At 63.5% G+C, this 23,057-nt stretch carries 23 protein-coding genes; 16 read left to right on the top strand and 7 right to left on the bottom strand.

The window, feature by feature from the left end; genetic code table 11:
- Position 1 precedes the first annotated feature (1 nt).
- From ACQ4WZ_RS12105 to ACQ4WZ_RS12090, 4 genes are all read right to left on the bottom strand, one after another.
- On the bottom strand, positions 2–400 hold the full coding sequence (locus tag ACQ4WZ_RS12105) for a bacteriohemerythrin (protein ID WP_101480738.1): 399 nt from the start codon (positions 398–400) through the stop codon (positions 2–4).
- Between the two features lie 249 nt (positions 401–649).
- Positions 650–805, bottom strand: a complete 156-nt coding sequence (locus ACQ4WZ_RS12100; RefSeq protein WP_160309290.1) for a hypothetical protein — start codon at positions 803–805, stop codon at positions 650–652.
- Between the two features lie 151 nt (positions 806–956).
- Positions 957–1,142 carry a hypothetical protein gene (locus tag ACQ4WZ_RS12095; RefSeq protein WP_133992288.1) on the bottom strand — a complete coding sequence of 62 codons (186 nt, stop codon included), beginning with the start codon at positions 1,140–1,142 and terminating at the stop codon, positions 957–959.
- Positions 1,143–1,269: 127 nt separating this feature from the next.
- Positions 1,270–3,807 (bottom strand): PepSY domain-containing protein, encoded by a 2,538-nt coding sequence (locus tag ACQ4WZ_RS12090; RefSeq protein ID WP_436573515.1) that lies wholly within the window; start codon positions 3,805–3,807, stop codon positions 1,270–1,272.
- Between the two features lie 232 nt (positions 3,808–4,039).
- Here ACQ4WZ_RS12090 and ACQ4WZ_RS12085 point away from each other — a divergent pair, with 232 nt between their 5' ends.
- From ACQ4WZ_RS12085 to ACQ4WZ_RS12075, 3 genes are all read left to right on the top strand, one after another.
- Positions 4,040–5,140 carry a branched-chain amino acid aminotransferase gene (locus ACQ4WZ_RS12085; protein ID WP_436573514.1) on the top strand — a complete coding sequence of 367 codons (1,101 nt, stop codon included), beginning with the start codon at positions 4,040–4,042 and terminating at the stop codon, positions 5,138–5,140.
- Positions 5,141–5,337: 197 nt separating this feature from the next.
- Positions 5,338–6,054, top strand: coding sequence for a ribonuclease T2 family protein (locus ACQ4WZ_RS12080; RefSeq protein WP_436573513.1), 717 nt, complete (start codon positions 5,338–5,340; stop codon positions 6,052–6,054).
- A gap of 102 nt (positions 6,055–6,156) precedes the next feature.
- Positions 6,157–7,569: an MFS transporter gene (locus tag ACQ4WZ_RS12075; RefSeq protein WP_436573512.1), complete on the top strand. Its 1,413-nt coding sequence runs from the start codon at positions 6,157–6,159 to the stop codon at positions 7,567–7,569.
- A 10-nt stretch (positions 7,570–7,579) separates the two neighbouring features.
- On the opposite strand, the gene ACQ4WZ_RS12070 is transcribed toward ACQ4WZ_RS12075, so the two are convergent.
- The gene (locus tag ACQ4WZ_RS12070; protein ID WP_133992278.1) at positions 7,580–9,214 is read right to left on the bottom strand and encodes an acyl-CoA synthetase; all 1,635 of its coding nucleotides are present in this window, start codon (positions 9,212–9,214) and stop codon (positions 7,580–7,582) included.
- 127 nt (positions 9,215–9,341) lie between these two features.
- Between ACQ4WZ_RS12070 and ACQ4WZ_RS12065 the strand changes: the two genes are divergently transcribed.
- The 12 genes from ACQ4WZ_RS12065 to bla all read left to right on the top strand — a co-directional run bounded on the left by ACQ4WZ_RS12065 (position 9,342) and on the right by bla (position 20,617).
- On the top strand, positions 9,342–10,043 hold the full coding sequence (locus ACQ4WZ_RS12065; RefSeq protein ID WP_101480744.1) for a Crp/Fnr family transcriptional regulator: 702 nt from the start codon (positions 9,342–9,344) through the stop codon (positions 10,041–10,043).
- A gap of 62 nt (positions 10,044–10,105) precedes the next feature.
- Positions 10,106–10,729, top strand: a complete 624-nt coding sequence (locus ACQ4WZ_RS12060; RefSeq protein WP_101480745.1) for a helix-turn-helix domain-containing protein — start codon at positions 10,106–10,108, stop codon at positions 10,727–10,729.
- A 20-nt stretch (positions 10,730–10,749) separates the two neighbouring features.
- Positions 10,750–11,133: a DUF2946 domain-containing protein gene (locus ACQ4WZ_RS12055; RefSeq protein WP_436573511.1), complete on the top strand. Its 384-nt coding sequence runs from the start codon at positions 10,750–10,752 to the stop codon at positions 11,131–11,133.
- Positions 11,134–11,215: 82 nt separating this feature from the next.
- Positions 11,216–11,812 (top strand): SCO family protein, encoded by a 597-nt coding sequence (locus ACQ4WZ_RS12050; protein WP_101480747.1) that lies wholly within the window; start codon positions 11,216–11,218, stop codon positions 11,810–11,812.
- A gap of 19 nt (positions 11,813–11,831) precedes the next feature.
- Positions 11,832–12,308 (top strand): copper chaperone PCu(A)C, encoded by a 477-nt coding sequence (locus ACQ4WZ_RS12045; RefSeq protein WP_180338414.1) that lies wholly within the window; start codon positions 11,832–11,834, stop codon positions 12,306–12,308.
- 123 nt (positions 12,309–12,431) lie between these two features.
- Positions 12,432–13,109 carry a CerR family C-terminal domain-containing protein gene (locus ACQ4WZ_RS12040; RefSeq protein WP_133992272.1) on the top strand — a complete coding sequence of 226 codons (678 nt, stop codon included), beginning with the start codon at positions 12,432–12,434 and terminating at the stop codon, positions 13,107–13,109.
- Complete coding sequence (locus ACQ4WZ_RS12035; RefSeq protein WP_436573510.1) at positions 13,106–14,314, top strand: multidrug effflux MFS transporter; 1,209 nt, start codon at positions 13,106–13,108, stop codon at positions 14,312–14,314. Before ACQ4WZ_RS12040 ends, ACQ4WZ_RS12035 begins: the two co-directional genes overlap by 4 nt.
- 122 nt (positions 14,315–14,436) lie before the next feature.
- Positions 14,437–15,783, top strand: a complete 1,347-nt coding sequence (locus tag ACQ4WZ_RS12030) for a DUF3422 family protein (RefSeq protein ID WP_101484470.1) — start codon at positions 14,437–14,439, stop codon at positions 15,781–15,783.
- Between the two features lie 105 nt (positions 15,784–15,888).
- Positions 15,889–17,379, top strand: a complete 1,491-nt coding sequence (locus ACQ4WZ_RS12025; RefSeq protein WP_436573509.1) for a hypothetical protein — start codon at positions 15,889–15,891, stop codon at positions 17,377–17,379.
- A 63-nt stretch (positions 17,380–17,442) separates the two neighbouring features.
- Entirely contained in the window at positions 17,443–17,835 is a 393-nt protein-coding gene (locus ACQ4WZ_RS12020; protein ID WP_101480751.1) for a BlaI/MecI/CopY family transcriptional regulator, read from the top strand.
- A complete protein-coding gene (locus tag ACQ4WZ_RS12015) occupies positions 17,832–19,592 on the top strand; it encodes a M56 family metallopeptidase (RefSeq protein WP_436573508.1) in 1,761 nt (586 codons plus the stop codon). The genes ACQ4WZ_RS12020 and ACQ4WZ_RS12015 overlap by 4 nt, the downstream gene beginning before the upstream one ends.
- A 62-nt stretch (positions 19,593–19,654) precedes the next feature.
- Complete coding sequence (gene bla / locus ACQ4WZ_RS12010; RefSeq protein WP_436573507.1) at positions 19,655–20,617, top strand: subclass B3 metallo-beta-lactamase; 963 nt, start codon at positions 19,655–19,657, stop codon at positions 20,615–20,617.
- A 5-nt stretch (positions 20,618–20,622) separates the two neighbouring features.
- On the opposite strand, the gene ACQ4WZ_RS12005 is transcribed toward bla, so the two are convergent.
- Both ACQ4WZ_RS12005 and ACQ4WZ_RS12000 read right to left on the bottom strand, forming a co-directional pair.
- Positions 20,623–20,946, bottom strand: a complete 324-nt coding sequence (locus ACQ4WZ_RS12005; RefSeq protein WP_180338415.1) for a tetratricopeptide repeat protein — start codon at positions 20,944–20,946, stop codon at positions 20,623–20,625.
- Positions 20,947–21,019: 73 nt separating this feature from the next.
- The gene (locus tag ACQ4WZ_RS12000) at positions 21,020–22,006 is read right to left on the bottom strand and encodes a zinc-dependent alcohol dehydrogenase family protein (RefSeq protein ID WP_436573506.1); all 987 of its coding nucleotides are present in this window, start codon (positions 22,004–22,006) and stop codon (positions 21,020–21,022) included.
- Positions 22,007–22,134: 128 nt separating this feature from the next.
- Here ACQ4WZ_RS12000 and ACQ4WZ_RS11995 point away from each other — a divergent pair, with 128 nt between their 5' ends.
- Positions 22,135–23,055, top strand: a complete 921-nt coding sequence (locus tag ACQ4WZ_RS11995; RefSeq protein WP_436573505.1) for a LysR family transcriptional regulator — start codon at positions 22,135–22,137, stop codon at positions 23,053–23,055.
- Positions 23,056–23,057: the final 2 nt, after the last annotated feature.

The raw sequence follows: 23,057 nt of genomic DNA, 5'->3' as shown, positions 1-23,057 counted from the left end.
TCTAGTTCGGCTGGCGCTGTACCAGCTCCAGGGCCGCCGCCAGGGCCAGGTCCATGGTGGCCTGATGAAAGATCAGCCATTGCGGCAAGAGCGATAGCGCATGGCGCCCCTGTTCCAGGTCGCCTTCATCGACGGCGGCCCACGCATGGTGCAATCCGCTGAGCACGCGCGCATGCTGTTCGCGGTGGTTGGCCAGCGAGGGAAAGGCGATTTGCTCCATCAAATCCTCCTCTTCGCGGAAATCGCGTTCGACGGCCGCAATCAGGTCGCGAAACGCCATGCTGAAATGCTGGTCGCTCAACTGCCCCAGCCGCGCAAGTTCTTGAAACAGCGCCTCATGCGCTTCGTCAATGGCGGGAACGCCCAGCGCCATCTCATCCTTCCAACCCGATATACCCATGCCGATGCTCCCGGTTAAGTCCGTCGCGATGTGGAGCGGACTGTTCCAGTGTGGGCGCAGCAAAGGTGGAAATCCATGATCTGGATCAAAAGTATGGCGAAGTGGAGAAAGTGTGGGCTACTGATCAATTTAAACAAAAAGTGGGGAACAAATTCCCACGTGCTACAAGGCGCTTTTGGAACGTGCATGCCACTAGCGAGCGCCGCTGAAAAACGCCGTCAGCAGCGCTTTCTCAGGCCCGCGTATTACTTAGTGCTTGGGCCAGTGGGCCCACAGGGCCTGCGCATCGACATTCGGCACCTGCAATTGCTGCCCGGCCGACAACTGCATGGTATCCCTCAACACGAGGGGGGCGAGCATCAAGGCCGACAGGGCAAGGCAGGCCAGCACTTTAAGCGTCAACATGGTCGTCTCCCGGTGTCCCGGTGGCGGCGCGGGGATGCGGCGCCTGCCGGTCACTTCCTTATGTACTACCATGCTTGCAGTTTAGTTCATCTGATTGTAATTTCAACTTATTGCTGTGATGCACCGCACCAGTTCGCCTATTGCCAGGGTCTTATTTTGCCTTGCGGCGGCGCCGCGGCTTGTCTGTTGGCGGAAGAAAGGAATCGAACCACACCTGCGTCAACTGCTGCGTATTTTTCGCCGCTTCACGCTTGACGGCGGCCGTGGCATGGCCGCGTGCCGTGCTGGCGATGCGGTTAGCGGCGCTCAGGTACATGCTCATCCAGGGGTTCTTCATGGCTAGTCTCGCAGAAAGTGGGTGGGGCGGCGCTTGTGCCGCGATGTCCCTACTCTAATCCGATGGCTGGCGCTGACTGTGCGCCCGCCCACATAGCCGGGCGGCGCCGGCAATGTGCTGAGGCAGATCAATACACGTCGCGGCGGTAGCGTCCGGCCGCCAGCAGGGCGTCGAGACCTTCCTGGCCCAGCACTTCTTGCAGTACAGCATCGATGCCAGCCGCCATGCCTTGCAGGCTGCCGCACACGTAGACGATGGCGCCTTGCGCAAGCCAGTCACGCAGTTCATCCGCGCAGGCGCGCAGGCGGTCCTGCACATATTCACGTTTGCCACCTTCCTTGCCATCGCGCGAAAAGACGCGGTCCAGGCGTGCCAGGTGGCCAGTGTCGAGCCAGCCTTGCAACTCTTCGCCGCAGACGCTGTCAAAAGCTTGCTGGCGCTCGCCGAACAGCAGCCAGTTGCGTGCCAGCCCCGCCCGCCGGCGTGCGCGCAGGTGCGCCCGCAGGCCCGCCAGGCCGGAACCGTTGCCAATATAGATGCAGGGCACGTCGACCAGGGCGGGCGCGAAGGCGGGATTGGCTTGCAGGCGCAGGCGGATGGTGGCGCCCGGCGGCGCGAAGCGCGTCAGCCAGCCGGAACAGAGGCCAAAGCCCTGGTTGTCAATGCCCGCATGGCGTTCCTGGCGCACCAGCAACTGCAGTTCGCCATCCGATGGCAGCGAAGCGAGCGAATAGCTGCGCGGCGCATATTGTGCAAAATGTGCGTCGCCCTCGCTGCCGTCCGCGTTGCACCCGATGATTTCGGCCAGCGCACCCGCTTCCCAGGTGGCTTCGGCCGGGCCTGTCAAGGTGATTTCATGCAGTTCGCCGCCCAGGCTGCCCGGGTTGAGCAGCACGCGGCGCAGCAAACGCCACTCGTCATATGACGCGTCTTCCTGCACGCCGATGGCGTCGATGGCGCTGCCGCTGCAGCGGGCCAGCGCTTGCGACCAGTCGGCCAGCGCGTTCGCGTCGTGTTTGTCGACTTCGATCAGGGGGAACAATGGCGTTGCGCCCAGCGTTTGCAACTGTTGCGCCAACGCATGGCCAAAGCCGCAGAAGGCGCTGTAATGGCGGTCGCCCAGGGCCAGCACACCCACTTGCAAGCCAGCCAGCGGCGTGCCCGATGTTTGCTGCAACAGGCGCGCGAAGCGGCGCGTGCCGTCCGGCGCCTCGCCTTCGCCAAAGGTGCTGGCGACGATCAGGGCCCGTTCGTACTGGCGCAATTGTGCGGGATCAAAGCGGTCCAGCGATTGCACATCGACGGCCACGCCCGCCTGCTGCAGGGCGCGCGCGCTTTCCAGTGCCAGGCGCTCGGCCTGGCCCGACTGGCTGGCGTAGGCCACCAGGGTGACCAATCCAGTATTTTTCTTGCCCGTCGCGCCGGCGCCCAGCATGGCCCGCTGCGCCTGCACAGCCCGTTTTGCCTTGCCGCGGCCCAGGTACAGCATCCAGCCCGTGATGGCGAACAGGGGCAGGCCCAGGCTGGCCACGGTGACGATGATGCGGCCCGGCAGGCCGAAATACGTGCCCATGTGCAACGGATAAATGATGTTGACGAGGCGCGCTCCCAGCGCCTGCTGGCTGTACGGGTCGTTTTCCGTGACCGTGCCATCGGCCGGCAGAATACTCATGCGGCTGCGCGCCCGCTCGTGCGGCACATCGCTGGCCAGCCACGTGAATTGCACGGCTTCTCCGGAACGGGTGGGCAGGCGCACCGTAGCCAGGGTCCAGCCGGGGGCGTGCTGCTGGAAGCTGCTCCAGGCCAGGCCGATGTCGACGGCGGGCGATTGCTCCTTGGGCGCGCCTTTCTTGCCTGGTGCTTGCGCCACCCGTGGGGGCTTGCCTGCCCAGGCGTCGATGTTGTCGCGCACCACGTCATAGCTCCAGTAAATGCCCGTCAGGGTCAGTGCCACGTAGACGAGCAGGCACCAGGTGCCGGCCACGGCGTGCAAGTTCCACAGGAAGGAGCGGCCTTTCAAGGCCGGGTCGACGGTCAGCCAGGTGCGCCAGTCCAGCGGGCGGCGCGGCCAGCGCAGGTACAGGCCGGACAGCGCCAGGCCCAGCAGGCACAGCGCCAGCGCGCCCGCCACTTGCCGGCCCGGATCGCGGGGCAGCAGCAGCCAGCGGTGCAATGACTCCGTCCACTCGAAAAAGCCCGCGCCCGCCAGCGCCGGCTGGGTGGCGCCCGTGTACGGATGTACATAGATGGACTCGCCACGCCGCTGGCCATTCTTCGGCATGAAGAACAGGCGCGGCGCGGCGCCTGCCTGCGCATACACGGTGATGGACGCCACGCGCTGGCCGTGTTCGGCTGCGGCAATGCTGCTCAGCTGGGCGGGCGTCAGCGGCGCGCGGGTTTCCACGGCCACATGGCGCACGCCGGGATTCATGATATCGAGCAATTCCTCCTTGAAGGCCAGGGTGGCCCCGCTCAGGCCGATGATCACCAGCACCGTGCCGGCCGTGATGCCGATGAACCAGTGCAGTTGAAACCAGACCTGCTTCCAGCTCCAGTGCCAGCGCCTTTGTTGCGGCGCGGCGGCAAGCGGGCGCTGCTGGCGGGTATCCGAAGCAGCGTCAGCGCTGGCGCGCAGCTGGGGTTGTGGAAGGGCGGAGGTCGTCATGGCGGCTTTCGATAGCGCTGCCATGCGGGGCGTCAGGCATGGCAGGGAAGAAGGAAGGCTGACATATTAACGCAAACGAGAATCATTCGCAAATGATGGTGTGCATTTTCGCGGGGCGGGGCCGTCGTCTTGCCCATCCCTGTCTGGCCATCCTCCTGGCCATTCTCGTTTGCCTGATCGGGCGCCAGAGGCGCTACAATAGGGATACTGTTCACTAGTTACCATTGCTGCCATGACCACTTCCACACCGAATCTCGTCGTCACTCCATCCGCCCACCCCTTGTCCGACGCCGAGCGCGCCGCGCGCATGGTCAGTCCCGCCTTCGGCCGCATCTTCACGGACCACATGGTGGTAATTCCTTACCGTGACGGCAAGTGGCAGCAGGGCGAACTGAAGGCTTACGGCCCGCTGATGCTGGACCCGTCCGCCTCGTCCCTGCACTATGGCCAGGCCATTTTCGAAGGCTATAAAGCGTTTGCCCAGCCCGATGGCAGCATCAAGACTTTCCGTCCAGAGCAAAATGCCGCGCGTTTCAACCGTAGCGCCGCGCGCCTGGCCATGCCGGCCATCCCTGCCGAGCTGTTCCTGGAAGCGGGCGACGCGCTCATTTCCCAGGATCGCAACTGGGTGCCGAAGAACACGGGCGAGAGCCTGTACATGCGTCCGCTGATGATCGCCACCGATCCTTACCTGGGCGTGCGTCCATCGGAAGAATACCTGTTCGTGCTGTTCGCCTCGCCGGCCGGCGCCTATTTCCCGAAAGGCGTGAAGCCCGTCACCGTGTGGATCAGCGAAGACTTCGTGCGCGCCGCGCCGGGCGGCACCGGTGAAGCCAAGTGTGCAGGCAACTACGCGGCCAGCCTGATGGCCCAGTCGCAAGCACAAGAGAAGGGCTGCGACCAGGTCGTGTGGCTGGACGCCGTGCACCGTGAATTCATCGAAGAAATGGGCGGCATGAATTTGTTCTTCGTCTACAAGGATGGCGAGAAAATCACCGTCGTGACGCCGGAACTGACGGGCACCTTGCTGCCAGGCATTACTCGCCGCAGCCTGCTGGAAATGGCAAAAGACCTCGGCTATGCCACGGAAGAGCGTAAATTGTCCGTCCAGCAATGGCGCGACGATATCGCCTCGGGCCGCATGACGGAAGTGTTCGCCTGCGGCACGGCCGCCGTCATCACGCCCGTGGGCGTGGCCAAGGCCAATGGCTTTGAAATGACCATCAACAACAATGAAAATGGCGCCGTCACCCTGGCCCTGCGCGAAGCGCTGCTGGGCTTGCAGCATGGCACGGCTCCTGATACGCATGGCTGGATGCACACCGTTTGCTAGTAGATGTCACCTGACCAAACCTACTGCGCGTCGCGCTTTGCGGCCGGCGATGCTCACCGTACTAGAGTACGGTTGCACTTCTCGGCCACAAATCACTGACGCTCGCTACGGTTTTGTCAGGTGTCGTGACTGATGTTGTTCGTTTTGACCCCGCCGGCACTTTGTTGTCGGCGTTTTTACATCTTGAAGGAAATACGATGAAAATTCGCTCTGTCTTGCCCGCGCTGGCCGCCATTTTCCTCAGCCTGTCGGCCGGTGCCGTCCACGCGGCCGACGCCACCTGCGCCATTCCCCGCAACGTCAGCTACTACGATTACGACGTCAAGCCGTCGGACGAGAAAAACGCCTGCTACAAGCAAAGCACGAACGTGCCCACGGATTCCTTCATCCTGGCGCTGTCGTGGTCGCCCGGTTTTTGCGACAGCCAGCGCCGCCGAGGCGAAGTGTCGAAAAAAGCCGCCTTCCAGTGCGCCGAGAGCAACCACTTCGGCTGGATCGTGCATGGCCTGTGGGCGCAGTCGGCCAATCCGGCCACCTGCGAGGATATTTCCGTGACGCCGCCGCGCAAGACGGAGCTGCATCCGCGTTACTGCAAGGGCAATCTGCCGAAGCTGGCGCCGTCCGAGATCTTGCCCTACATGTGCATGCAGCCCGGTGAAGCCTTGCTGCAGGGCGAATGGGAGAAGCATGGCGCCTGCGATTTCGCTACGGCCAAGGAATATTTCGAGAAAGAACGTGAATTGTTCCAGGCCTTGAAATTGCCGGACAGCACCATGCCAAAGAATGAGCTGTTCCAGTGGATGAAGCAGCACAACCCGCAACTGAAGGGCCGCTGGCTGGGCTATGAAAAGCACTCGGGCGAGTTGCGCATTTGTTATTCGAAAGACTACAAGGTCATCGACTGCCAGAAGTGATGCAGGGGAATCGGCGGGCCTGCCCGGCAGAGTCCATCCATCCATGCTAGTGTCTTGCCTGCGGCGAGTTGCCGCGCACGCTAGGCATGACGAACAGGCAACATGATGAAGCAGAAAAACGGGGCGCAGCCCTTCCTCGTGGGCGAGGACGGCTTGCCGCCCGATGCCCGGTTATGGGCCATGCTGGCGCTGGCCATTGGCGTGGGCATGGCCTCGCTCGATACGGCGATCGCCAACACGGCCTTGCCGGCCATCGCCAGCGAGCTGCACGCGACGCCGGCCGCTTCCGTCTGGATCGTGAATGTGTACCAGTTGGCCATGGTGGCGACCCTGCTGCCGTTTTCCGCCCTGGGCGAGATCGCCGGCTACCGTCGCGTGTTTATCTCCGGCATGTTTTTATTTACCCTGGCATCGCTCGCTTGCGCACTGGCCTGGTCCTTGCCGTCGCTGGTGGTAGCAAGGTTTTTTCAAGGCGTCGGCGCCAGCGCCATGATGAGCGTCAATACGGCGCTGCTGCGCGCCCTGTACCCTAAAAATTTGCTGGGCCGCGCGTTCGGCAACAATGCGCTGGTGGTGGCTGTCGCGTTCGCCATCGGGCCCACGGCCGCCTCGCTGATCCTGGCGACGGCGTCGTGGCCGTGGCTGTTCGCCATCAATGTGCCGTTGGGCGTGATCGGCTTCTTCCTCGCCAGCCGCATGCTGCCGGCGACAAAACTATCAGGGCACACGCTCGATGCGCGTACGGCGCTGTACAACGTGGGCGCCTTCGGCTTGCTCATTTTGCTGTTTGGCGATGCCGCCCATCACGCGTCCAGCGCCGTCCTGCTGCCGGAACTGGTGGCCGTGGCCGTGTTCTTTGTCTTGCTGCTGCGCCGCCAGGCGGGGCACGTGGCGCCTATGCTGCCCATCGACCTGTTTCGCCGCCCCCTGTTCCTGCTGTCATCGCTGACGGCCATCTGCACGTTTGCCGCGCAAGGACTAGCCTTCGTCTCGCTGCCATTCTATTTTGAAGTGACACTGGGCCGCTCACCCGTCGAGACGGGTTTTTTGATGACGCCTTGGGCCGTGCTGGTAGCCGTGATGGCGCCCGTGGCCGGGCGTTTGAGCGACCGTTATTCACCGGGCGTGCTGGGCGGCATCGGCCTTGCTGCGCTGGCCGGCGGCTTGCTGACATTGGTGTGGATACCGGCCCATCCGAGCGCTTTTGACATCGGCTGGCGCATGGCCTTGTGCGGCATCGGTTTCGGCTTTTTCCAGGCGCCCAATTTGAAAGCCATCATGGGCAGCGCGCCGCCCGAACGGGCTGGCGGCGCCAGCGGCGTGGTAGCCACGTCGCGCCTGATCGGACAGGCCACGGGCGCGGCGCTGGTCGCGTATTGTTTTACTGTTTCCGCCGCCAAGGGCACGACCTATGCGCTGTGCCTGGCGGCAGGATTCGCCGCCGTGGCCAGCATCGCCAGCTTTTCGCGCCTGGTGGTGGCGCAGCCGGCATGGCCGCAAGGCAGGCGCGACTGACGGGGGTGGGTCAGACGTCGATGGCCTTGTCTGACTGCATGCGCTTGCGCAACTCGAACTTCTGGATCTTGCCCGTCGAGGTGCGGGGCAGGGGGCCAAAATAAATGGCCTTCGGCACCTTGAAACCGGCCAGGTTGTTCTTGCAAAAGGCGATCAATTCCGCTTCCGTCACGGTGCCGCCTTCGCGCAGTTCGACGAAGGCGCATGGCGTCTCGCCCCATTTCTCGTCCGGCTGGGCGATGACTGCGGCGGCCAGCACTTGCGGGTGGTGGTACAGCGCATCTTCCACTTCCACGCTGGAAATATTCTCGCCTCCGGAAATGATAATGTCCTTGCTGCGGTCCTTCAGCTTGATATAGCCGTCCGGATACATGACGCCCAGATCGCCCGTGTGGAACCAGCCACCGGCGAATGCTTCCTGCGTCGCCCTTTCATTCTTCAGGTAACCCTTCATGCAGATGTTGCCTCGGAACATGATTTCGCCGATCTGCTCGCCGTCGGCCGCCACGTGCTGCATGGTTTCCGGGTCAATCACGGCGACCGCGCTTTGCAAATGGTAGCGCACGCCCTGGCGCGACTTTAATACCGCCCGCTCTTCCTGGCTCAAAGCCGCCCATTCGTCCTGCTCGGCGCAGATGGCGGCCGGGCCATATACTTCCGTCAAGCCATACGAGTGGATCAGATCAAAGCCCATGGCTTCGATCTTTGCCACCATGGCCGCTGGCGGCGGCGCGCCGGCCACCATGCCGCGCACTGACCAGTCGATTCCTTCGCGCCAGTTGGCGGGCGCGTTGGCCAGGGCTGCGTGCACGATGGGCGCCGCGCAATAGTGGGTGATGCGCAATTCGCGCATCAGGTCGAACACCAGTTTCGGCTCGAACTTGCGCAGGCACACGTTGACGCCGGCGCGCGCGGCGATGGTCCACGGGAAGCACCAGCCATTGCAGTGGAACATGGGCAAGGTCCACAGGTAGACGGCATGCTTGGGCATGTCCCACTCTAATATGTTTGACAGGGCATTCAGGGCCGCGCCCCGGTGATGGTAGACCACGCCTTTGGGGTCGCCCGTGGTGCCGGACGTGTAGTTGAGGGCGATGGCATCCCACTCATCTGCTGGCGGCTGCCAGTCGTAATCGGGGTCGCCGCTGGCCAGCAAGCTTTCGTAGTCGAGGTCGGAAAAAGCCTCCACTTCCGGTCCCAGCACGTCATTGACCTGGATCACGCGCAGACCCGGGATCTGCGCCGCCATCTGGCGCGCCAGCTCGGCAAACTCCGTGTCGGCCAGCAAGACTTTCGCCTGGCCGTGGCGCAGCATGAAGGTCAAGGAGGCCAGGTCGAGGCGGATATTCAGTGCGTTGAGGACGGCGCCGGCCATGGGCACGCCAAAGCTCGCTTCCACCATGGCGGGCGTGTTCGGCAGCATCACTGCCACCGTGTCGCCCGTGCCCACGCCCAGCTTGATGAGGCCGGAGGCCAGGCGGCGCGTGCGCGCATACGTTGTGCGCCAGGTCTGGCGCACGGCGCCATGTGCAATTGCCAGGCGATTGCCATATACTGCGGCTGCCCTGGCGATATAGTCGAGCGGGGTGAGGGCGGCGTAGTTGGCGCTGTTTTTGCCGAGGCCGGTGTTGAAATCAGGTGTCATGCTTGTCTCCTGGTAAATAATATTGGCACTGGAATTCTGTAGCTCCCTGTTTCGGGATTGATACCGGCTAGCATAGCACCGGCACTTGGAAATCACTGTCATCTTAGTGACAGGTCTGAAAGATGGAATGGATAGCAACGATAGTGTAGACCGTGCGGTGCCAGAACTCGATAGCCACGATTGGTTCAAGGCCCTCGATACGCGGCATCAGGCTCTGTTGCGCGCCGGCAGCGTGCTCCGGCATTACGAGGCGGGCGCCTTCATCACGCGGCGCGGCGAACCGTCGGCGCACTGGATAGGCGTGCACACGGGTTTGATCAAGCTGGCCGTCTACAACGCCGATGGGCGCGGCGCCACGTTTTCCGGCGTGCCGGCGGGCGGCTGGTGCGGCGAGGGCAGCGTGCTCAAGCGCGAACTGCGCCGCTATGACGTGGTGGCCGTGCGCGCCGCGAACATCATCCTGGTGCCGGTGGAGCTGTTTCATCTTCTGCTGGCCGAAAGCTTGTCGTTCAATGCCTTCGTCATCCGCCAGCTGAACGAACGCATGGGCCAATTCATCGCCACCATCCAGAACCAGCGCCTGCTGGCCGTCGACGCGCAAGTGGCGCAAGCGATCGCGCAGCTGTTCCACCCCATGCTATACCCGCGCACCTCCAGCGTGCTTGAGCTGTCGCAGGAAGAAATCGGTTTGCTGACCGGCATTTCGCGCCAGAGGGTGAACCTGGCCCTGGGCCGTCTTGCCGAATTGAAGCTGATCAGCATTGCCTACCAATCCATCCGCGTGGTGGACCTGGACGGCTTGCGCCGCTACGGCGTGGCGTCGCTGTGATGACAGACTGCTTGCGCGATGTGTGGCATGCTGATGGCTTGTTCACCAGATTGACCTGACGCATGGCCCTCGTTTCCGATCATCCCTTGCACTTGCTGGGCTTGCGCTTTCCGCTCAGGCTGCGCGTGACCGTGCGCCAGGGTTTTGTAACCTTGCACAATGAAATCACCACCAAAAAACTGGGCAGCGGCGACAGCTTTGTCGTGCCCGCTTTCTTGCGCTTTGCCTGCGACGTGATGCCGGGGCGAGGCAAGCCGGCCGTGTTCACCCTGGCGCTGGAAGGCGACGCGCCGGAAGGCAGCCACGGCGGCGGCAAGCGCTGGAGCCAGGCGCTGGCGCAGCACATCTTTGATACGCCGCAAGGCAAATGGACTGCGGCGCGTCTGGCGGCCCTGTGGCAAGTGACGCCGCACAAGGCCAGGGCGCGCCTGTTTGCCGAGGGTGAGGCTTTGCTCAGCCTGGTGCGCGAACAGCGCCTGGCGCACGCGCTGCATACGGCGGCGCAAGCGGGCGCCGATGGCGAAGGCGGCGAGCGCGACCTGGCGCAAGTGGCGGCCGGTTCCGGTTTCGCCTCGATCCCCGCGTTTTGCGACGCCTGCGTGGACGTAGCGGGCGTGCGCCCCAGCCTGTTCCTGCGGGGACAGGCGGGCGCGCTTGCGCAACGCGAAAGCCATACTCCGCTATAATCGGCGGCATGGGATCTTTATTGAAGCGCAAACAATGGCATCTGTGGTTCGCCTGCCTGGCGATACTGCTCAATGCGCTGTCGCCGTCCCTGTCATATGCGTTTGCCTCGCTGCACGCGAACACGAACAATGCCGCCGTCGAGATTTGCTCGGCCAGTGGCGCCGTCTACACACAGGCGGACCTGGCGCCAGCCGTCAAATCCACCACCGACTCCGTACTGCACCACATCGAGCACTGCCCGTTCTGCATGAGCCATGCGGGTAGTGTGGGCCTGCCACCGTCATCATCGCCGCTGGCCGTCATCACGGGCCACGACCACTATCCGCCCCTGTTCTACCAGGCGCCCCGGCCCCAGTTTGCGTGGCTGGGCGCCCGCCCGCGCGGCCCGCCCGCGCTGGCCTGAGCATCGCTGTTCTACCTGCCGCACTGCGGCAGGGCATCTATCCTTAATTTGTATTCACTACGCCCATTGGGCTGGAATTACCATGAAACGTCGTCTTTTCCTTCTCGCCGGCACGGCGGGATTGCTCACGCTTGCCGCTTGCGAACAAGCACCGAAACCCCATTACAACGGTCTGGACTTGACGGGAGGCGATTACAAGCCCGACTTCAAATTGAGCGGCCCCGATGGCAAGGTCTACACCCTGGCCGATTTCAAGGGCAAGTATGTGATGGTCTTCTTTGGCTTCACGCAATGCCCGGACGTGTGCCCGACTGCCCTGTCGCGCGCGCTGGAAATCCGCCAGAAACTGGGCGCCGATGGGGATAAACTGCAAGTGATCTTCATCAGCATCGATCCCGAGCGCGACACGCCCGAGTTGCTGGGCGAATACATGCGCGCCTTCGACCCCAGCTTCCTGGGCTTGCGCACGGACCCGCAGGCGACGGCGCAGACGGCCTTCAACTACAAGGTCTTCTACCGCCGCGTTCCCAGCGGCAGCTCGTACACGATGGACCACACGGCCATCAGCTATGTGCTCGATACCGAGGGACGCATGCGCCTGGGCTTGAAACACCAGCTGACGGGCGACGAGTGCGTGCAAGACATCAAGACCCTGATGAAATCGAAATACACCTTATAACAACACCGAGGAAATAATCATGACCCATTTGAAAACCCTGCTGGCCACGGCCCTGACCGTGCTGTCTTTCTCCGCCGTCGCACAAAACAGTGTGCAGATTACCGACCCGTGGGTGCGCGCCACCGTGCCGCAGCAAAAAGCCACGGGCGCCTTCATGCAGATCACGGCGCCGAAAGCCATGCGATTGCTGGAAGTGCGCTCGCCCGTGGCCGGCGTGGCGGAAATCCATGAAATGAGCATGACGGACAATATGATGCGCATGCGCCAGGTCAAGGAAATCGCCTTGCCGGCCGGCAAAGCCGTCGAACTGAAGCCGGGCGGCTACCACGTGATGCTGCTGGAACTCAAAGGGCAAGTAAAGGCGGGCGACAAGATCCCGCTGACCCTGGTGCTTGAGGGCGAGGACAAGCACCGCGAAACCATCGAAGTCAATGCCGTGGCACGTCCGCTGGGTGCGACCTCGACTTCACCCGCGATGCCCGCGATGAAACACTAACTCTGCCGCAATGCGCTTGAAAAGCCCGGTGCGCCGGGCTTTTTTGCGTCCATTTGAAAGTTAAACGGCTGTTTGATACAATGGAGGGCAATATTAAACAGCTGTTTAAATAATGGGAATGGCATGACGGAACAGATGGAAAACGATAAGGTCGGCGAACCGGCGCGTGCGCGTATCCTGCAGGCGGCGGCGGACCTGTTTGCCGAGGAGGGCTACAAGGCCGCGTCCGTGCGCAGGATATGCGAGGCGGCGAGGGTCAATGTGGCGATGGTCAATTACTATTTTCATAGCAAGGAAGAGCTGCACCTGGCCGCCTTCGACCATGCGCGCGAGCTGGCGCGGGCCTCGGCCGCCGACGTGGCGGCCGCCAGCGCGAGGGCGCAGCTGCCGCCTGTGGAACAGTTGCGCCTGGCCATCGAGGCGTTGGTGTCCGATATGCTGCGCTCGGGGTCGGCGTCGCTCTTCAGCCGCCTGGTGGCGCGCGAACTGATCGAACCGACGGCCGCCATCCACAAGCTGGCCGAACGTAATGTGCGCCCGCAGCATGCCTTGTTCACGGGTTTGATCCGTGGCGTGGTGGGGCCTTCCATGCCGGCGGACGTGGTGCAGAAATGCGTGTTCAGCGTGATCGGCCAGGCCGTGTTCTATGCCCGTTCGCGCATCGTGCATGAACTGGTGGTGCCGGAAATGACGTATGACGAGGCGGGCATCGCCAGCATCGCGCGCCATGTGTCGCAATTCTCGCTGGCGGCCCTGGCTGGCTTGCGCCGCCAGTGTGACGATGCGCAGGCGGGCGCATGAAGGCCCGCAACCTGACCCTGGTGCTGGCCGGCCTGGCCATGCTGGGCCCGTTCGCCACCGATACATTTTTGCCATCATTTCCCGCGATCGGCATGCATTTCGACGTCGGCAGCGTGCTGGTGCAGCAAACCCTGAGCGTCTACCTGGCCGCCTATGCCTTCATGACCTTGTTCTACGGCACCTTGTCCGACTCCTTCGGCCGCCGTCCCGTGATCCTCGCTTCCCTGCTGATCTTTGCCGTCGGCTCCATCGGCGCCGCGTTTGCGCCCAGCTTTGGCTGGCTGCTGTTCTTCCGTGGCATGCAGGGCGCCTCGGCGGGAGCGGGCAGGGTAGTCGGGCAAGCCATCGTGCGCGACACCCTGTCGGGCGCGGCCGCGCAAAAGATGCTGGCCAATATCATGATGGTGTTCGGCATCGCGCCCGCCATCGCCCCCATCATCGGCGGCTGGCTGCACGTGGCCTATGGCTGGCAATCAACGTTCGTGTTCACCTTTTCCGTCACGGTGCTGCTGGCGTTCGCTTGCCTGAAAGGCTTGCCGGAAAGTTTATCCGTCGAGCAACGCCAGCCTTTCCATCCAGGCAACATCGCGCGCAATTACTGGCTGGCGTTGCGCCACCGGGCATTTCTCTTGCGTTCGCTGGCCGTGGCCTTCGCCTTCGGCGGTTTCGCCCTGTACATCGCGTCCGCGCCGCATTTCATCCTGGAATTGCTGCGCCTGCCGGAAACGGCGTTTGGCTGGATGTTCATCCCCATGGTGGCCGGTTTGGTGCTGGGCTCGGCGCTGTCGGGCAAGCTGGCCCATGCTGTGAAAAGCACCGTGCTGGTGCGCTGGGGCTTGCTGGCCATGGCCGCCACGGGGGCGATCAACATAGGCTACAACCACTGGTTTAGCGCCAGCATCCCCTTTGCCGTCGTGCCGGTGATGCTATACGCCTTCGGCATGTCGCTGGCCTTGCCGGGCATGACCATGTCCACGCTCGACATTTTCCCGCAGATGCGGGGCCTGGCCGCCTCCTTGCAAAACTTCGTGCAAATGCTGGTGTTTGCGCTGGTGTCCGGTTTTGTCGCACCCTTGCTGTTCGACAGTGCCTTCAAGCTGGCGCTGGGACAGGCTTCGGCCGTGGCGCTGGCCGCCGTGTTCTGGTGGCTGGGCAGCCGCCAGGCGGCGGGGCAGGGCGCATCTGCCATTATTAAAACAATATGATAGGCCTTGGAAAATAGTGGCATGCTTCCTGCTTTGTTACACTGTGACAATCAGACCCGTGCTGCGGGCGCCAAAGCACGCGCGCGGGTCTAAGCAGTTTTGCAACTTTACCTTTGGCTATCATGCACTTGATTAACTCCAGTTTGAACCACGCCTTGCGCGTGCCGCTGGCTGCGGAAATCCACTCGCGGCCGTTTTTGCAGCTCGATGCCCCCGAGCTGATCACCCATCTGGCCGTCTACAAGGATGACAGCGCGGCACCGGGCGCGTCGAATATGGCGGCCCAGCACGCCACTTTGGCTGCCCTGTGCACGCATTTCGGCGTCACGCCCCCGACCACCGAAGCCAAGTATTTTTATTACGACTTTGGCCGTTTCCGCCTGAAATGGGAATGCCACACGGAATTTGCCACGTTTACCTTCGCCGAACATGGGGGCGCCGCCTTGCCACTGGAGCAGGCGTTCGAGCGCATGCCGTTGGAACAGTTGCCGCAGCAATGGCTGGCGGGCTTGAAGGGCAAGCTGATGGTGGCCGCGCACGTGGTGCTGGAGCAGGCGACGGAGCCCGCCGAGATTTTCATGCAGGATTTGTCACGCGTATTCGAGGGCAATACCTTGGCCGGCAGCAAGGTGTTGCAGGGGGGCGAATTGTGGACGGACTTCACCATCCAGTCAGACGGCTTCAGCCGTTTCGTCATCCGCGATGCGGGCATGCGCTCGCAGCAGTCGGGCCGTTTGGTGCAGCGCGTGCTGGAAATCGAAACCTACCGCATGATGGCCTTGCTGGGTTTGCCCTACGCCATGCAGGCGGCGCCATCCTTGAACGCCATCGAGAACGAACTGGCGACCTTGGCCGCCGCCATGGTCGACACGGATGACGCGCCGGGCCTGGCCAAGGGCGACGAGGGCCTTGCGGAGCAAGCCTTGCTTGACCGCATCACGCGCCTGGCGGCCCGCATTGAAAAGCTGTCACTTGACAATAGCTACCGTTTTTCTGCCTCGAAAGCCTACATGGGCCTAGTCAAGGCGCGCATCGAGGAATTGCGCGAAGTGCGCATCGAGGGTATTCCCACGGTCGAGGAATTCATGGATCGCCGCTTGACGCCCGCCATGAATACCTGCGAAGCGATGGCCAGCCGACAGGAAGCGATGGCGCAGCGTATCGCCAACACGAATGATTTGCTGCGCACGCGCGTGGGCATCGTGCAGGAATTGCAAAACCGGCAAATCCTGCAATCGATGAACGCCCGCGCGGCGCAGCAGCTGCAGCTGCAGCAAGCGGTGGAAGGCCTCTCCGTGGCGGCAATCTCGTATTACGTGATAGGCCTGTTCAGCTACACGGGCAAGGCGGCCAAGGTGATGGGCTTGCCCGTGAACCCTGAAATCCTCGTCGGCGCCCTGGTGCCCTTCGTGGCGGCCGGCGTCTGGCTGGGGCTGCGGCGCATGCACCACAAGCTGCACGCGCACTGAGCGGGACGACAGGGGGGGCAACATTTTTGCTATCTTCCGGCATTCGACCGTCAGGTGTTCTGAAAAGGAAAATGCGTGCTACCGAATGTTGGAGATGTTTACTGTGTGTTTTCGTCCGAGCTGCAGCAATATGTGGCTTGCCAGGTCACCCGCATCAAGGATGCGTCCTCGTCCAGGCCGCTCGCTGCCGTGCTGGAGCTGGACTGGAGCGGTGACGCCTTGCCCGATGCGGCGGCCGTGCAAGCCATGCAGCCGCTTGTGTGCGACTATTTCTTCTGGAATAAGCGCCACGATCACTGCTATGCCACGGCGAATGTGCCGCCTGGACATACCCTCGTTGGCAATATCGCGCCGCTGGTCGATGTGGAAGTCAATAGCTACCGCAGCGGCTGGAACGTGGGGGACAGCGTTGTACGCCAACGCCGCTGGGAGCGCATCGATCCGGTGCGGCGCCAGCAGTTCAAGGCAGCGTCGCGCGAGCATGAAGTGACGCTCGGCGGCCAGGCCTTCCGGCAGGATGCGACGAAAATCAATGACAGCGTCTTGCAGGCGCTGGGCGACATGTCCGAGCTGGAGCAACTGCCTTGCCTGATGTCGATCGAGACTGGTGACGGCACGCAGGCATTGATGGAGTTTATCCAGGGCAATCCCTTCATCAATGAACTGCACTGGCAATCATCGACAGTGCATGTGCTCGATTTCAGCGGCAGCGGCCTGGAACGCCTGATCCTGCAGCCAGATGGCGTCACCAGCCTGGTCTTGAACAAAGGCTTGAGCCTTCTCGCGCTGCGCAGCGCGCCGTCGCCGTCGTTGCGCATCGACGATGGCGCGGATGGCCGCCATCTGACACTCCAGTGTACGCACGCGCTGCCGCCGTTCCACGGTCTCGACCGGCTGGGTGGCCTGTCGCTGGTGAGCATGAAAGAAGTTGATTTGGCACAAGTGGCACAGCGCTTTCCTCATCTGACGGCCTTGCGGATCTGGGGCAAGCCGGGGCTGGCGTCGCATATGAGCAGCCTTGCGCAGCTGACCCAGCTGCAAATGTTTACCACCTATGATCTGTTCGGTTTCAAGGCGGAGGACTTTCCTCTTGCCACACAATTGCCGAAGCTGGCAACCCTGAGGATGACCAGCTTGCCCGCGGATGCGGCCAAGGTCATCAAGGCCGGTTACAAGAAAGCGGCGGCGCTGGGACTGGACTTATCGGTGACCAAGGCGCGCAAGCCGGAATGGCTGGCTGAAAACCTGCTCAACCCCTTCCGCGACTGGGATGGCCGCGAGCATATTTCTCCCGCGTATGCGAAAAAGGCGGCACTGGCCTACAAGAACATGCTGGCCGTGACGCGCAGCATCGATGCCGCCATGGAGGCAACGGCCGCCACTGCGGCGCTGGAGGCCATGGTCGCCGCCTATGTGGACGCCTTCAACAAGATGGACCGGCGCTCTGGCATCATCGAGACGGTGGAACGCGAGGAAATTTACGTGGTGCTGGTGGCGTTGCTGGCTCAGCTGGTACAGCAGCTGGGAGAGCAGGGTGCTGCGCTCGTCGACGAAGCGGCCTTGCTGGAGTTGTTCGACCATTTGCGCGATTTTTAGCTCCTTTCGCACTCTAGAAAAAAAGTTCTAGACAATCGATTCTAGAATGGGTATTCTGGCTGCATGTTAAAAAATACTTCCACTCCCCATCCCACGGCCGCCGAACTGGACTTGCTGCGCATCTTGTGGCAACGCGGTCCTTCCGACGCCCGGGCCGTGTACGACGCCCTGGCTGCAGAGCGTGCCGACGCCAGTTACGCCACCGTGCTGCGCCAGCTGCAATTGATGCATGGCAAGGGACTCTTGAGCCGCGATGAAAGCCAGCGGCCGCAGTTGTATGCCGCCGTCGACGCGCAGGAAAAGTTGCAAACCAGTTTGCTCAAGGATTTGATCGGCAAGGTGTTTTCCGGTTCCGGCAAGGCGCTGGTGCTGACGGCGCTGCGTGAACACGTGAGCGACGCGGAACGCCTGGAAATTGAAAAGGTACTGCGCAGCAAGGATGGCAAGGCGCCATGAACCTGGACATGCGCTTGGGCATAGATTTGGGCAACCTTGTCCCGGCGCTGGGCTGGGTCTTGCTGTACTTTGTCTGGCAGGGCGTGATCGTCGGCGCCGTGTCCGCTGTCCTGCTCTGGCTGCTGCGCCACGCCAGCGCGCGCTGGCGCTATGCGGTCTGCGCGCTGGCGCTGCTGCTATGCCTGTGTATTCCCTTGCTTCATCTGCTTACTCTCCTGTCTGGCACATCGCTGGCCCAGTTGCCGATGGCCGCGCCGCCCGCCTGGCGCGCCGCGCTGCAAGCGTGGATGCCGGCCCTGGTGCTGGCCTGGAGCGCGGGCGTTGGGCTGATGAGCTTGCGCCTATGCCTGGGCCTGGCATGGGTCGGCAAGCTGCGCCGCCAGGCAGTGGCCGCGCCGGCCATCTGGCAGACGCGCCTCGATGCGCTGGCGCTGCGCATGGGCTTGCGCGGCAGTCAGCAAGTGCCGCTGAAGCTGCACGCGGGACTGTCCAGCCCCGTGACCGTGGGTTTCTGGCGCCCCGTCATCCTGCTGCCAGCCGCCTTGCTAAGCGGCATGCCCGTCGCCCTGCTCGAAGCGCTGCTGGCGCATGAGCTGGCGCACGTGCGGCGCTGGGATTACCTGGTCAATCTGCTGCAAAGCGTGGCCGAGGCGCTGCTGTTCTTCCATCCAGTCGTCTGGTGGCTGTCGGCGTGCATGCGGGCCGAGCGCGAACAGGTGGCCGACGCTCTGGCTGCACAGGCACTGCAAGACCCGCAGCAGCTGGCCACGGCGCTGCATGCGCTGTCCTTGCACGCTGCCACGCCGAGCCAGCCCGGCTTGCTGATGTCGGCCCGGGGCGGAGCGCTGCTGACGCGCATCGAACGCCTGATGGCGCCCGGCCCCGACACGGCCGGCTGGAAACTGGCCGTGCCCGCCTTGCTGCTGGCCTGCGCCACCTTGCTGCTGCAGGTGCAGGGCAAGCCTGCCGTCAGCGGGGCGACCCTGGCCGAGGCCGCCGCCGGCATGCTGGCCTTGCCCGTCAGCGCGAAACATATGCTGGTGTTCGACGACGCCAGCGGCAAGGTATTGATGGCGAAAGATGCGGACGCCGTCGTGCCCATCGCCTCGATCACCAAGCTGATGACGGCCATGGTGGTGCTGGACGCGGGGCTGGATCCGGATGAACAGCTGCGCATCGTGCGCGCCGATGGCGACTCTTCGCTGCAGCGCCACAGCCTGCTTGCCGACGGCGTGGCCGTGTCGCGCGGCGCGCTGTTGCAACTGGCGCTGCTGCCGTCCGAAAACCGCGCCGCCGCCGCGCTGGCGCGCACCTATCCCGGTGGCAGTGCGGCGTTTCATCAGGCACTGCAGGCAAAGATCCACAGCCTGGGCCTGGTGCGCACCACCCTGACAGACCCGGTCGGCAGTTCTCCCGCGAATACTTCCACGGCCAGCGAGGTGGCCAAGATCGTGGCGGCGGCCGCGCGCTATCCGGACATTGCCCGCATCACTAGCCACCCGCAGGCCAGCGTGGCCGTCAATGGCAAGACGCGCACCCTGCACAACACGAATCCGCTGGTAGGCGGCAAGGGCTGGGACATTTTGCTGTCCAAGACGGGCAGCAGCCACGAGGCGGGCAGCTGCCTGACCATGCGCATGCGCAGCGGCGGCAAGCACGTCACCGTGGTGCTGCTGGACGCCGATGGCGCGCAGCGGCGCTCGCTCGACGCCGGACACATCCGCGACACCCTGGCCGACAGGACTGGCCGCATGTAGTGATACCCCCCCCCCCCGGGCGCCAGTGCGGGCGCCCTTCTTTTTACACTCTGGAGATGAAGATGACACTATTGGCGAAGTTGATGCTGGCTACGGTTGCGACCATGGCGGCAGGTACGGTGCAGGCGAAGACGCCGGCACCGGTGCAGGATAAACCGGTCAATTGCGATAATTGCAAAGAATGGAATGCGCCCGTCAAGCCGTTCAATATCCATGGCAACAGCTGGTATGTGGGCACGGCCGGCCTGTCCGCCGTGCTGGTGACGAGTCCGCAGGGCCATATCCTGCTCGACGGCGCGCTGCCGCAATCGGCACCCCTGATCATCGCCAGCATCAAGGCGCTGGGTTTTCGCATCGAGGACGTGAAATACATCCTCAATTCGCATGCCCATTGGGATCATGCGGGCGGCATCGCCGCGCTGCAGCGGGCCAGTGGCGCCACCGTCATGGCCAGCGCAGCGGCGGCCCCGGTGTTGCAAAGCGGCACCAATGGCAAAGATGATCCGCAGTACCAGGCCGATCCCGTCGTGCACGTTGCCAAGATAAGCAAGGTCAGCCTGGTGGGCGAGGGCGATACCGTCAAGGTGGGCCCTTTGACCTTGACGGCCCACATGACGCCGGGCCACACGCCCGGCGGCACGACATGGACCTGGACGTCGTGCGAAGGCCAGCGCTGCCTGGATGTGGTGTATGCGGATAGCCTGAACCCGTATGCCAGCGGCGATTTCCGCTATACGGGCAAAGGCGCGGGCAAGGGTGGCTCACCTGACGTTTCGGCCTCGTTCGAAGCGAGCATCGCCAAGGTGGCTGCCTTGCCATGCGACATCATCATCCCCGTGCATCCGGGCACGACGGACGTGCTGGGCAAGGCCGCCAAGCGCAGCGGCACGAACAATCCCCTGATCGACGCCAACGCCTGCCGCGCCTATGCAGCCGAAGCGGGCGGCATGCTGGCCAAGCGCCTGGCGAAAGAACGGGGCGTTGCGTTACCAGCCGAAGCCAAAGACGCCGCGCACGCGCATTAATCGTTTTACTCTGCCGCCTGCTGCTGTTTTTGCAGGCGTTTCAGGAACACCGTCATTTCCTTGACGGCTTGCAGGTCGCCTTTCTGCTGGGCCACAGTCACGCCCGTCGTCCAGGCGGCCTGCGCTTCGTCCAGCCGGCCCAGCTGCTGCAAGGCCTTGCCCAGCAGTTTCCAGGCGGCGGAATAGCCCGCTTGCTGTTGCGTCGCCTGCGCCAAGTGCAGGGCTGCTTGCCCGGCGTCATGCTCTTTCAGACAGGCGTCGCCCAGGCCGAAGCGCAGCAGGGCGCTGTCGCGTCCCTGCGCCAGCAGTTTTTCCAGCTTTTCACGCATTCCCGGCCTCATCTTGATATGCAAGTATATTCTTGCATATTAACGCTTCGGCCTGCAAGTAACAAGCCGGCGTTCAATTGGCCACATCCACCACCAGCTTGCCGCGCGCGCTGCCATCGATTTGGGCTACATGCGCATCGTGCACCGTGCGCAAGCTAAAGCGGCGTGGATCAAGCCGCACCCGCAGCTTGCCCGCGTCGATCAGCTTGTTAGCTTCGCGCAAGATCGCGCCATGGCGCGCATGGCCCTCGCCGCTCAACAGGGGCAATAAGGTGAACACGCCCGAGTAGCTGGCCGCGCGCGCCGTCAGCGGGCTCAGGGCGAACGTGCCCCAGCCCAGGCAACTGACGACATGGCCACCATAAACCTTCGCTGCCCGGAAACTGGCGTCCAGGGTGGCGCCGCCCACCGTATCGTAGACGATGTCGAAGCCGGCGCCGCCCGTGTGTTCGGCCACGTAGTCATCCACCGTGCTGGTGCGGTAATCGATGAAGCGCGCGCCCAGCGCCTCGATGGCAGCGCGGCTGGCGGCGCTGCCCGTGGCATACACCGTGGCGCCAAAGGTGAGCGCGAGCTGCACGGCCATGTGCCCAACGCCGCCGGCGCCGCCATGCACCAGTACGGTGTCGCCCGCCTTCACATGGGCGCGGTCGACCAGCCCTTCCCAGGCCGTGATGAAAACGAGGGGCAGGGCGGCCGCTTCGCGCATGCTCAGTGCTGGCGGCACGGGCGCGAGCAGGGCAGCGTCGAAGACGCCATACTCGGCCAGTGAACCCTGTACGCCGGCTATGCCGCCCGCCATGCCATAGACTGTTGCGCCAACGTGAAAAGTCGTCACGCCCTCGCCCACGGCCGCCACCGTGCCGGCCACGTCGATGCCGAGGATGGCGGGCAGGCGGGGCCGGGCGTGCGGGGCGGCGCTGGCGGCGATTTTCGTGTCCAGCGGATTGACGCCGCTGGCGGCGATGCGCACGAGGACTTGCCCGGGGCCGGGCTGTGGCACGGGCAGGTTTGCTATGGTCATGGGGGCGGCAAAGCTGGTGAGGACGAGGGCTTGCATGGGGTTCTCCTGTGGTTGATGCCCCAGTCTAGGCGGCGACGGCACAAAGAAAAACGGGGCGCGGCCCGATGCACTATTTCAGTATCGTGGATAATCGCCGGCATCAAGGAGTTCACAGGGAGACAGACATGGACAGGCTGGAAGCGATGCAGGTGTTTTGCGCGGTGGTCGAGGCGGGCGGCTTCAGCAAGGCAGCGCAGCGCCTGGGCATCTCGACCTCGTCCGTGACGAACCAGGTGGCGGCGCTGGAAAAGCACTTCGGCGTACGGCTCTTGCAGCGCACCACGCGCAGCATGTCGCTCACGGCTGAAGGCCTGCAGTGCCATGCGCAGGCGCGCCAGATGCTGGCCGACATGGCGGCGCTGGAAACGAGCCTGCTGCAGGCGGCCGAGCGGCCATCGGGCAGCTTGCGCGTGGATATGCCCAGCAGCATCAGCCGCAACCTGGTGGCGCCCGCCTTGCCCCGCTTTATCGCCGCCTATCCCGACATCGCCCTGCGCCTGACGGTCAGCGACCGCCTGGTCGACATGGTGGAAGAGGGCGTCGACGTCATGCTGCGCATCGGCGAGCCGCAGGATTCATCGCTGGTGGCGCGCAGCCTGCTGGCAATGGATTATCTGTGCTGCGCCTCGCCCGCCTTTGTCGCCCGGCATGGCATGCCGCGGTCGCCACAGGAACTGGATCAGTTTTCCTGTCTGCATTTCCTGTACCCGAAATCGCGCCAGGTGCGGCCCTGGCTGTTCCAGGACGGGGGCGCGGGTGAACCGTATGCCCACACGCCTGCGGCCACCCTGGCCTTCGACCATATCGAATCGATGATCGCCGCCGCCCAGGCCGGTTGCGGCATCGTCCAGGCGCTGTCCGTTTCCGTGTTGCAGCCTTTGCGCGACGGCAGCCTGGTGCCCGTGCTGCAGCCATTTCGCACGGCTGGCCCCGACGTGTGGGCGCTGTTCCACCCGCGCCAGTTGCGCGCGGCCAAGGTGCAAGTGTTTGTGGACTTTCTGGCGCAGGTTTTTCGCGGCCAGCACGCCATCCAGGCCGCATTATGATA

It is taken from the genome of Janthinobacterium darwini (assembly GCF_051380905.1).
Taxonomy (GTDB): Bacteria; Pseudomonadota; Gammaproteobacteria; order Burkholderiales; family Burkholderiaceae_D; genus Janthinobacterium.
The sequence above is the reverse complement of the archived record's forward strand: the minus strand, read 5'-3'. Positions and strand labels throughout refer to the sequence as shown.

Coding starts and splice junctions, on each gene's coding strand:
- ACQ4WZ_RS12105 (WP_101480738.1), bottom strand. CDS start 400: ATGGGTATATCGGGTTGGAAGGATGAGATGGCGCTGGGCGTTCCCGCC.
- ACQ4WZ_RS12100 (WP_160309290.1), bottom strand. CDS start 805: ATGTTGACGCTTAAAGTGCTGGCCTGCCTTGCCCTGTCGGCCTTGATG.
- ACQ4WZ_RS12095 (WP_133992288.1), bottom strand. CDS start 1,142: ATGAAGAACCCCTGGATGAGCATGTACCTGAGCGCCGCTAACCGCATC.
- ACQ4WZ_RS12090 (WP_436573515.1), bottom strand. CDS start 3,807: ATGACGACCTCCGCCCTTCCACAACCCCAGCTGCGCGCCAGCGCTGAC.
- ACQ4WZ_RS12085 (WP_436573514.1), top strand. CDS start 4,040: ATGACCACTTCCACACCGAATCTCGTCGTCACTCCATCCGCCCACCCC.
- ACQ4WZ_RS12080 (WP_436573513.1), top strand. CDS start 5,338: ATGAAAATTCGCTCTGTCTTGCCCGCGCTGGCCGCCATTTTCCTCAGC.
- ACQ4WZ_RS12075 (WP_436573512.1), top strand. CDS start 6,157: ATGATGAAGCAGAAAAACGGGGCGCAGCCCTTCCTCGTGGGCGAGGAC.
- ACQ4WZ_RS12070 (WP_133992278.1), bottom strand. CDS start 9,214: ATGACACCTGATTTCAACACCGGCCTCGGCAAAAACAGCGCCAACTAC.
- ACQ4WZ_RS12065 (WP_101480744.1), top strand. CDS start 9,342: ATGGATAGCAACGATAGTGTAGACCGTGCGGTGCCAGAACTCGATAGC.
- ACQ4WZ_RS12060 (WP_101480745.1), top strand. CDS start 10,106: ATGGCCCTCGTTTCCGATCATCCCTTGCACTTGCTGGGCTTGCGCTTT.
- ACQ4WZ_RS12050 (WP_101480747.1), top strand. CDS start 11,216: ATGAAACGTCGTCTTTTCCTTCTCGCCGGCACGGCGGGATTGCTCACG.
- ACQ4WZ_RS12045 (WP_180338414.1), top strand. CDS start 11,832: ATGACCCATTTGAAAACCCTGCTGGCCACGGCCCTGACCGTGCTGTCT.
- ACQ4WZ_RS12040 (WP_133992272.1), top strand. CDS start 12,432: ATGACGGAACAGATGGAAAACGATAAGGTCGGCGAACCGGCGCGTGCG.
- ACQ4WZ_RS12035 (WP_436573510.1), top strand. CDS start 13,106: ATGAAGGCCCGCAACCTGACCCTGGTGCTGGCCGGCCTGGCCATGCTG.
- ACQ4WZ_RS12030 (WP_101484470.1), top strand. CDS start 14,437: ATGCACTTGATTAACTCCAGTTTGAACCACGCCTTGCGCGTGCCGCTG.
- ACQ4WZ_RS12020 (WP_101480751.1), top strand. CDS start 17,443: ATGTTAAAAAATACTTCCACTCCCCATCCCACGGCCGCCGAACTGGAC.
- ACQ4WZ_RS12015 (WP_436573508.1), top strand. CDS start 17,832: ATGAACCTGGACATGCGCTTGGGCATAGATTTGGGCAACCTTGTCCCG.
- bla (WP_436573507.1), top strand. CDS start 19,655: ATGACACTATTGGCGAAGTTGATGCTGGCTACGGTTGCGACCATGGCG.
- ACQ4WZ_RS12005 (WP_180338415.1), bottom strand. CDS start 20,946: ATGCGTGAAAAGCTGGAAAAACTGCTGGCGCAGGGACGCGACAGCGCC.
- ACQ4WZ_RS12000 (WP_436573506.1), bottom strand. CDS start 22,006: ATGCAAGCCCTCGTCCTCACCAGCTTTGCCGCCCCCATGACCATAGCA.
- ACQ4WZ_RS11995 (WP_436573505.1), top strand. CDS start 22,135: ATGGACAGGCTGGAAGCGATGCAGGTGTTTTGCGCGGTGGTCGAGGCG.